This is a genomic window from Dietzia sp. B44 (assembly GCF_014145245.1).
GTDB classification, from domain to species: Bacteria; Actinomycetota; Actinomycetes; order Mycobacteriales; family Mycobacteriaceae; genus Dietzia; species Dietzia natronolimnaea.
In genome coordinates, this window is sequence record NZ_JAALEF010000200.1 from 1 (window position 1) to 7,618 (window position 7,618).

Annotated in this window: 9 protein-coding genes; 3 read left to right on the forward strand and 6 right to left on the reverse strand. The window is 69.2% G+C overall.

The genetic code is table 11. The features are described from left to right. The first annotated feature begins 177 nt into the window (after positions 1-177). The gene (locus tag G6017_RS07415) at positions 178-1,077 is read left to right on the forward strand and encodes an oxidoreductase (RefSeq protein WP_179523708.1); all 900 of its coding nucleotides are present in this window, start codon (positions 178-180) and stop codon (positions 1,075-1,077) included. Positions 1,078-1,112: 35 nt separating this feature from the next. On the opposite strand, the gene dapA is transcribed toward G6017_RS07415, so the two are convergent. Beyond that, entirely contained in the window at positions 1,113-2,000 is an 888-nt protein-coding gene (gene dapA / locus G6017_RS07420; protein ID WP_182616732.1) for a 4-hydroxy-tetrahydrodipicolinate synthase, read from the reverse strand. Positions 2,001-2,141: 141 nt separating this feature from the next. On the opposite strand from dapA, the gene G6017_RS07425 reads away from it, so the two are divergent. Next, a complete protein-coding gene (locus tag G6017_RS07425; protein ID WP_182616734.1) occupies positions 2,142-2,432 on the forward strand; it encodes a hypothetical protein in 291 nt (96 codons plus the stop codon). A gap of 100 nt (positions 2,433-2,532) precedes the next feature. Here the strand turns inward: G6017_RS07425 and G6017_RS17225 are convergent, their stop codons facing one another. Next, the gene (locus G6017_RS17225) at positions 2,533-2,658 is read right to left on the reverse strand and encodes a hypothetical protein (RefSeq protein ID WP_259847360.1); all 126 of its coding nucleotides are present in this window, start codon (positions 2,656-2,658) and stop codon (positions 2,533-2,535) included. 135 nt (positions 2,659-2,793) lie between these two features. Here G6017_RS17225 and G6017_RS07430 point away from each other — a divergent pair, with 135 nt between their 5' ends. Next, positions 2,794-3,624: a pirin family protein gene (locus G6017_RS07430; protein WP_182616736.1), complete on the forward strand. Its 831-nt coding sequence runs from the start codon at positions 2,794-2,796 to the stop codon at positions 3,622-3,624. Between the two features lie 18 nt (positions 3,625-3,642). On the opposite strand, the gene G6017_RS07435 is transcribed toward G6017_RS07430, so the two are convergent. The 4 genes from G6017_RS07435 to G6017_RS07450 all read right to left on the reverse strand — a co-directional run. Next, on the reverse strand, positions 3,643-5,352 hold the full coding sequence (locus G6017_RS07435) for a BCCT family transporter (RefSeq protein WP_182616738.1): 1,710 nt from the start codon (positions 5,350-5,352) through the stop codon (positions 3,643-3,645). A gap of 53 nt (positions 5,353-5,405) precedes the next feature. Next, positions 5,406-5,978, reverse strand: coding sequence for a CAP domain-containing protein (locus G6017_RS07440; protein ID WP_179523712.1), 573 nt, complete (start codon positions 5,976-5,978; stop codon positions 5,406-5,408). Between the two features lie 101 nt (positions 5,979-6,079). After that, complete coding sequence (locus tag G6017_RS07445; protein ID WP_179523713.1) at positions 6,080-7,012, reverse strand: diacylglycerol kinase; 933 nt, start codon at positions 7,010-7,012, stop codon at positions 6,080-6,082. Beyond that, positions 7,009-7,618 (reverse strand): FAD-binding oxidoreductase (locus G6017_RS07450; protein ID WP_277819580.1); only part of this gene is annotated, 610 nt, incomplete at its 5' end. The genes G6017_RS07445 and G6017_RS07450, both read right to left, overlap by 4 nt.

Sequence of the window (7,618 nt, forward strand, 5' to 3'; positions counted from 1 at the left end):
GGCGGTCGAACGTCATGAGGGAACTCCGAGATCTCGGTCGAAGACGAAAGGCGTGTGTGACGCGTGGGATCTCACCCGCCTCACGCGAGTGTGTCACAAGAACATCGCGGCGTCTCCCCCGGCGTTACCACACGGGTGTCCGACCACGGCGCAGGCGCGGCTGGTTGACTGTCACACATGAGCCGCACGCCCAGATGGTCCGCCTCCGACGTCCCCGACCAGACGGGACGGACCTTTGTCGTGACCGGGGCCAACGCGGGGATCGGCCTGGCCACCACACAGGCACTCGTGGCCCGGGGCGCCCGGGTGGTCATGGCGTGCCGGAACCTCGAGAAGGCCGAGGCCGCCCGGGCCACCCTGCCGTCGGGGACGCGTGACCTGGCGCTGGTCCGTCGGCTCGATCTGGCGGACCTCGACTCGGTGGACGAGTTCGTCGCCGGGACCGCGGATCGGGTGGATGTCCTGATCAACAACGCCGGCGTCATGAACCTCCCGCCCTCGCGGACCGCCCAGGGTCACGAGATGCAGTTCGGCGTGAACGCGCTCGGTCACCACGCCCTCACCGGCGGCCTGCTGCCGCGGTTGACCGATCGCGTGGTCTGGCTCGGGTCGCTGGCACACCTCCGCGGTCGCGTCGACACCGACGATCTGAGCATGGACCTGCGCGGATACCGGCCGATGGCGGCCTACGCCAACTCGAAGCTGGCCTGCATCATGCTGGCCTACGAATGGCAGCGCCGACTCGGTCGCGAGGGCGGGGAGATCCGGTCGATGGCGGCCCACCCCGGGTACACCGCCACCGAACTCCTCCGGCAGAGCGGCCGCCCGGCCGCCGACCGGTTCTTCGAGCTCGGCAACTCGATCTCGTGGGCCGGACTGACGCCGGAGACGGGCGCCCTGTCCGTCCTCTACGCCGCGACGGTGCCGGACCTTCCGGGCGCGACCTTCGTGGGCCCCGATCGCCTCGGCGGACTGAGGGGATACCCGAAGATCGCCAGGTCGAGCAGCAGGTCCCGCGACGAGCGGGTCGCCGCCGCCCTCTGGGAGCGGTGCACCGAGATGTCCGCGTTCCGGTAGTCAGCCCGCGGCGGGGTCAGGCCGACCCGTAGGGGTCAGGCCAGTCCGGCCGCGGCCAGTCCCTCACGGAGCCGGTCGAGGTGCTCCGGCGGGCCCTGGAGCAGCGGCATCCGCAGCTGGTCGGAGCCGAGCAGCCCCTGCATCTTCAGCGCCGCCTTGATCTGGATGGCCCCCTGCGAGGTGTGCATGATCGCGTCGACGGCCGGGATGAGGCGGGTGTGGATCTCGCGGGCCCGGGGGAGATCACCGGCATCGACGGCGTCGATCATGGCCCGGTAGTCGTCTCCGGCCACATGCCCGACCACCGAGACGATGCCTGTGGCGCCCAGTGCGAGGAACGCGAGGTTGAGCACGTCGTCACCCGAGAACCACAGCAGATCGGTCTCGGCCATGAGTCGGCTGGCCTCGAAGAGGTCGCCCTTGGCGTCCTTGACCGCGCGGAGGCCGGGGATCTCTCCCAATCGGCGGATCGTGTCGGAGGACAGGGCCGTGCCGGTTCTCCCCGGGATGTCGTAGGCCATGACGGGTCGCCCTCCCGCCTCGGCGACCATCCGGAAGTGCTCGACGATCCCGTGCTGCGTGGGCTTGTTGTAGTACGGCGTCACCACCAGCAGCGTGTCGGCGCCGCGCTCGACCATCGCGGCGGCCGCCCGCATCGAGTGCTCGGTGTCATTGGTCCCGCAGCCGGCCATCACCGACACACGGTCGCCGACCGCCTCGACGACCGCGGCCACGGCGTCGTAGTCCTCCTCGTCGGTGGTCGTGGCGGACTCACCGGTGGTGCCGTTGACCAGCAGGCCGTCGTGACCGTGATCGGCGAGGTGAACCGCGAGTCGCTGCAGCCCGTCGAAGTCGATCGAGCCGTCGTCGTGCATTGGGGTCACCATCGCGGTGATGACCCGACCGAAGGGATTGTCCGACATGGGCACCAGGATAGGCGGTCCCGGTCGGTCGTCGCTCCGGTGCGGTCACCGTCGGATCCGGCGGCGAGGTCCGGAAGCACGTGGGGCCCGTCGCGGTTAGGGTCGTCACCACCCCCCGCACGCACGACCCAGGAGGACCACATGAACTCGGAGACACCCCCGGAGACCCCAGAGGACCTGGGCAACACCATCGACGGAACGCGTGTCGGTGACGGAAGCGCGCCGGATCGGGCGGCGGATCAGGGAGCGACCGGAATCGACCCGGACGCCCCGGGCAGCGGTGGACACAGTGACGGCCGGAGCGTCGGCAACGGTGACGGCACCGCGACGACGGGGTCGCGCGACCTGGAGGAACAGAAGCGCATCTATCAGACGCCGGAACAGCCGGACCACGCCCTCGGCGGGAGCGAGGGCACGGCCGAGGGGATGTGATCCCCGGCGTGCCGCCCTACGGGCCAGACGCGTTCCGGCTCGTGGCGGCCCGGCTCTAGCGGATGGTCAACCCACCCGGATTGTCAGCGAACCCGGATGGTCAGCGAACCTTGTCCGGGTTGGTGTCGAGGAAGCGGCCCAGGGTGTGGTCGACGACGATGTGAGCCACCTCGCTGGTGGTGGCCACACCCACGCGCAGCGTGGCGGCCAGAGCGTTCTGCAACATGGAAACCTCCCGGCAGGCGATGTGACTCCCGTCACTGACAACTGTCACCTTACGCCCGCGCGCGGTGGACCGTCGCCGTATCAGCGAAAAATCTGGACGACCGTTCTGGACGGGCGCCCCGGCCGGAGCCGATCGATGGAGCGTATTGTTGTTGCATCAGCTAGTCAAGGGGGCGCCGTGCTCGATCAGAAGGTCACACTCCGTCGGTCGGCCACGCGCTCCCACACCGGTGGCGGCTGGTTGGACTCACGTCACTCCTTCTCATTCGCCCGCCACCAGGATCCGATGAACACGCATTTCGGGCGTCTCCTGGTCAACAACGACGATCGGATCGCGCCGGGCTCCGGGTTCGACACCCATGGCCACCGGGACATGGAGATCGTCACCTGGGTGCTGTCCGGTTCGCTGGTCCACCAGGACTCCGAGGGCCACAACGGGATCATCTACCCCGGTCTCGCCCAGCGGATGAGCGCCGGGTCGGGGATCCTGCACTCCGAGCGCAACGATGCCTGGCGCGACGGATCGATCCAAGACCCCGAGATCCCGGCCGAACCGGTACACCTGGTGCAGATGTGGGTCGTCCCCGACTCCACCGGCGGGGATCCGGGGTACGAACAGCGCGAGATCGACCCCGGCGAGCTGGAGGACCACCTCGCCGTCGTCGCGGGCGGTCTCCGCTCCCACGCCGACCGGGCCGCCATCCGGATCCGCAACAGCACCTCCGCGCTGCTCGCGTCGCGGCTACAGCCGGGGCGGTCCGTCCAACTCCCCGATGCGCCGTACCTCCACCTCTACGTGCCCGTCGGCTCGGTCGACCTGGAGGGCGAGGGCGAGCTTGCCACCGGTGACGCCGCGCGGCTCACCGCCACGGGCGGCCGCCGGGTCACCGCCGGCGTGGACGGGGCCGAGATCCTCGTGTGGGAGATGCACGCGGGGATGACCATGCTCGACGTGAGAGGGCACTGAGCCCACTGGGCCCCCGGCTCAGGTCGCGTCCGACTTCGGCGGAGTCGGGGCGCCGTCGTCCTGCTCGGTCTCCGGGATGTGGTGCAGCGGGCCGACCGGCTCGGGGGACGGCGCGTCCTCGTTCTTCTCGAGCGCCTCCGCGGAGTAGGCCCGCCGCCACTGCCGCGTGACCGTGGGCGGCCGCTCCCCCATGTCGTTGCTGATGCCGCGGACGAGGCTGTACATCATCACGAAACCCATCACGAAGAACGGCAGACCGATCACTGTGATGACCTCTTGCAGGGCGGTCAGTCCGCCCTCGCCGGTCCCGGCGAGAATCGTCGCCGCCACCGCGCCCATGAGCACGCCCCAGATGATGCGCTGGTGGGCCGGCGAGACCTGGACGTCGTCCCCCTTGCCCGAGGCGATCATGTCGACGACCATCGCCGCTGAGTCGACCGAGGTGGTGAAGAAGATGACAACGACGAGGATCGCGATCCCCGAGACGAGGGTCGACAGTGGGTAGTTCGACAGGAACGCGAACAGGGCGCCCGGGATGTCGCCCTCGTCCACGACCGCCTCGGTGAGCCCGCCCGGGCCGAAGAGCTCGATGTGGAACGAGGCCATGCCGAAGATGCCGAACCACAGGACGGAGAACGCGACCGGGAGGCCGAGGACGCCGAACACGAACTGGCGGATGGTCCGGCCGCGACTGATGCGGGCGATGAAGATGCCCACGAACGGCGACCACGTGATGGTCCACGCCCAGTAGAAGACGGTCCACGTGTTCTGCCACCCGGCCAGGTCGTCGTTGGCCGGGAAGACGTTGTTCCACAGCGCAAGCTCCGGAAGCATCGTGAGGTACACACCGAGCGACTCGACCGTGCCCTTAAGCAGGAACAGAGTGGGGCCGGTCACCAGGACGAAGACCAGCAACCCGACGGCGATAGCGATGTTGAAGTTGGAGAGCCGCTTGATGCCCTTCTCCAGCCCCGCCGCGACGGAGATGCAGGCAATCACCGTGACGACGGAGATCACGAGAACCTGGACCAGCGGGGACATCGCGATACCAAACAGCTCGGACAGCCCCGCGTTGATCTGCAGGGTACCGAGCCCGACCGAGGTGGCGACTCCGAACACCGTGCCCACGAGCGCGACCACGTCGATGGTCCGGCCGATCGGTCCGAAGATCTTGTCCCCGAAGATCGGCGCGAAGATCGAGCTCACCCGCGGCGGCATCTTGCGCTTGTAGATGAAGTAGGCGAAGGCCAGGGCGGGTAGCGCGAAGATGGTCCAGGTGTGCAAGCCGAAGTGGTACAGCGTGAAGCCGATGGCCTCGCGGGCGGCGTCCGCACTGGCCGGCTCGACCCCACGGGGCGGCTCGGCGAAATGCGAGATGGGCTCGGCCACACCCCAGAACATGAGGATCGAGCCGATGCCCGCCGCGAACAGCATCGCGAACCAGGTGAGGGTCGAGTGCTCGGGCTCCTCGTCGTCGCTGCCCAGCCGCACATGGCCGAAGCGGCTGATCGCGATCCACACCAGGAAGAACAGGAAGGCGGTGACGCCGAAGATGTAGAACCAGCCGAGATTGGTCATGATCCACCCGGAGGCGGTGCCGAAGACGCTGCCCACCCACTCACCGGCGAAGAACGTGATCACCACGAAGGCCAGGATCACGCCCACCGTCGTGAGAAAGATCCCCGGGTCTGTCCTGAGCCTCAGTGCGCGTGTAATCCGTTCGGACATGGTCTCCCTCGTCTGTTCGGCCGCGCTTGGCGGGTCGGTCATCCGGGCTGACCTCAGTACGCGAAGTTGTGTACCACGAACACCTTGCCACCGGCGGAGTAGGCGATTCCCATTCCCGCCGAACGGTACCCGGGGTCAACCAGGTTGTCGTTGTGGCCGGGTGAGTTCTTCCACAGGTCGACCAGACACACCGGTCCGCAGTGTGTACCGGCGGCGACGATGTTCTCCCCGTGGCCACGGTTCAGCAGCGCCTGGTTGTGGTAGACGGCGTCCTGGGCGGCGAGCCGGTCGGCCCACGTCTGCGCCTCGCGGTCAAGAGCCGGGTTGGGGCCGAGGACCCCGAGCCCCCTGGACACCCGGTAGGAGTCGATCTCCCGGACGATGCCCTCGCGCAGCCCGCCCGAGACGTCCTGGTAGATCATCCCCGTCGACCCGACCGCCGCCCACACCTCGGCGGGCACCGCGGCACGGGCCTGGGAGACGAGCCCGTCCACCACGTGCTGCGGGATGAACGACGGCAGAGCCTGGGCGGAGGCCGTCGCGCCCCCACCACCCATCAGAGTGGCGGAGGTGACGGCGATGGTCGCGAGTGACGCGGTGAGCCTGGAGCGCATGGAGGTGATCATGCCGCCTCGGCGAGCCTGAAGCGAACCAATTGGCGGATGAGGTATCGGCGCGGCGTAACGCCTGTGACCTGCGTAAATCAGTGTTACAGGTGAGACTGAAGTTAACGTGGCACCAGGAACAAGCCGGCCCCCTCGAGGACCTCGACGGTCACCGGGAGCGGCGCCACGGCGTCACCGTCGGCGAACGCCTCCACATCCTGAGCCTCGATCCGGACCGACCTGCACCGCCGTGTGGTCACCCCCCGGAGTCCCACGTGGGTACCGGAGTAGAGCCGGCGGAAGTGCCACGCCAGTCGGGGCTTGGAGATCCTGCCGACGTAGCAGACGTCGAACAACCCGTCGGACCGGTCGGCGTCGGGGGCGATCCTCATGTCACCGCCGTAGCTGCGCGTGATGGCGAACGCGCTGAGGAGGACCTCCGTCTCCACCGTCTCCTCCTCCGCCTCACCGGCGTCGAAGGTCATGCGGAACCGACGGGGCCGGTACGTCGGGAACTCGATGATCGAGGCCAGGACGTAGCGGAGGGGCCCGCCGAGGATCGTCATCTCGTTGACGCGCCGGTTGACCGCCGAGTCGAGCCCCGCGCACAGGACGGAGGCGAAGAGGTGCGGGTCCCCGCCGTCCGGGGTGGCCCTGCCGAGGTCCACCTGCTCGACCCGGCCGCCGGCGACGACGTCGGCCGCGGCCTCCGGGCTGTCCAACGGGACGCCGTACTCGCGGGCGAGGTCGTTTCCGGTGCCTGCAGGGATGATGCCGATCGGGACCCCCGAGAACGCCTGCGCCTGCACGGCGAGCGAGACCATCCCGTCCCCGCCGCACACCGCGAGAGCGTCCACCCCGTCGGCGATCGCCTGCCGGGCCAGATCGAGGGACTCCTGCGCACTGGCCCCCCGAAGCGCGTGGACCTCGAGCCCGTGCGACCGCAGCCTCGCGGCCGCCCTGTCGGAGACCCGGTCACCCCGTCCTCCGCCGGCGGCCGGGTTGGTCAGCAGGGCGACCGTGCGGATCCGACGGTCGGACAGCCGCGCGTTCACGGGATCAACGTCCCCGGGTTACACACGCCCTTCGGGTCCACGGCGTGCTTGACCGCACGCAGCATCCGCACACCCACCTCGCCGATCTCGGCCTCGAGATAGGGCCTGTGGTCCACCCCGACCGCGTGGTGGTGGGTGATCGTTCCGCCGGTGGCCATGATCGCCTCGGATGCCGCCCGCTTGGCCTGCGTCCACTGTGCGACAGGGTCCTCGCCCCGCTGACCCGCCACCACGGTGAAGTAGAGCGACGCGCCGGTGGGGTAGACGTGACTGATATGGCACATGACGAGCGCCGGAGTGCCACTGGCCTCGAGCGAGGTGGTCAGCGCCCCGGCGACGGCGTCCCGCAGTGCGGGCAGGTTCGACCAGTCGGTGGCGGTCTCCAGCGTCTCGACCAGCGCGCCGTTGTCGAGCAACGCATCACGCAGAACCGGCGCACCGAATCGGCCGTGCTCCCACGCCTCGGCCGGACCGGCACCCAGCGACACGCCGCCGTGGGCCAGCAGCACCGCCCGGGTCTCGGCATGACGCGACCCGGCGTGTTCGGGCGCGCCCTCGAACAACGTCAGACACAGGCAGCCGCCGGCGTCACCGCCCGCACTGTCA

What these genes read in the sequence shown, in the direction of transcription:
- G6017_RS07415 (WP_179523708.1), top strand. Translation starts at nt 178, where the DNA reads ATGAGCCGCACGCCCAGATGGTCCGCCTCCGACGTCCCCGACCAGACG.
- dapA (WP_182616732.1), bottom strand. Translation starts at nt 2,000, where the DNA reads ATGTCGGACAATCCCTTCGGTCGGGTCATCACCGCGATGGTGACCCCA.
- G6017_RS07425 (WP_182616734.1), top strand. Translation starts at nt 2,142, where the DNA reads ATGAACTCGGAGACACCCCCGGAGACCCCAGAGGACCTGGGCAACACC.
- G6017_RS17225 (WP_259847360.1), bottom strand. Translation starts at nt 2,658, where the DNA reads ATGTTGCAGAACGCTCTGGCCGCCACGCTGCGCGTGGGTGTGGCCACC.
- G6017_RS07430 (WP_182616736.1), top strand. Translation starts at nt 2,794, where the DNA reads ATGGAGCGTATTGTTGTTGCATCAGCTAGTCAAGGGGGCGCCGTGCTC.
- G6017_RS07435 (WP_182616738.1), bottom strand. Translation starts at nt 5,352, where the DNA reads ATGTCCGAACGGATTACACGCGCACTGAGGCTCAGGACAGACCCGGGG.
- G6017_RS07440 (WP_179523712.1), bottom strand. Translation starts at nt 5,978, where the DNA reads ATGATCACCTCCATGCGCTCCAGGCTCACCGCGTCACTCGCGACCATC.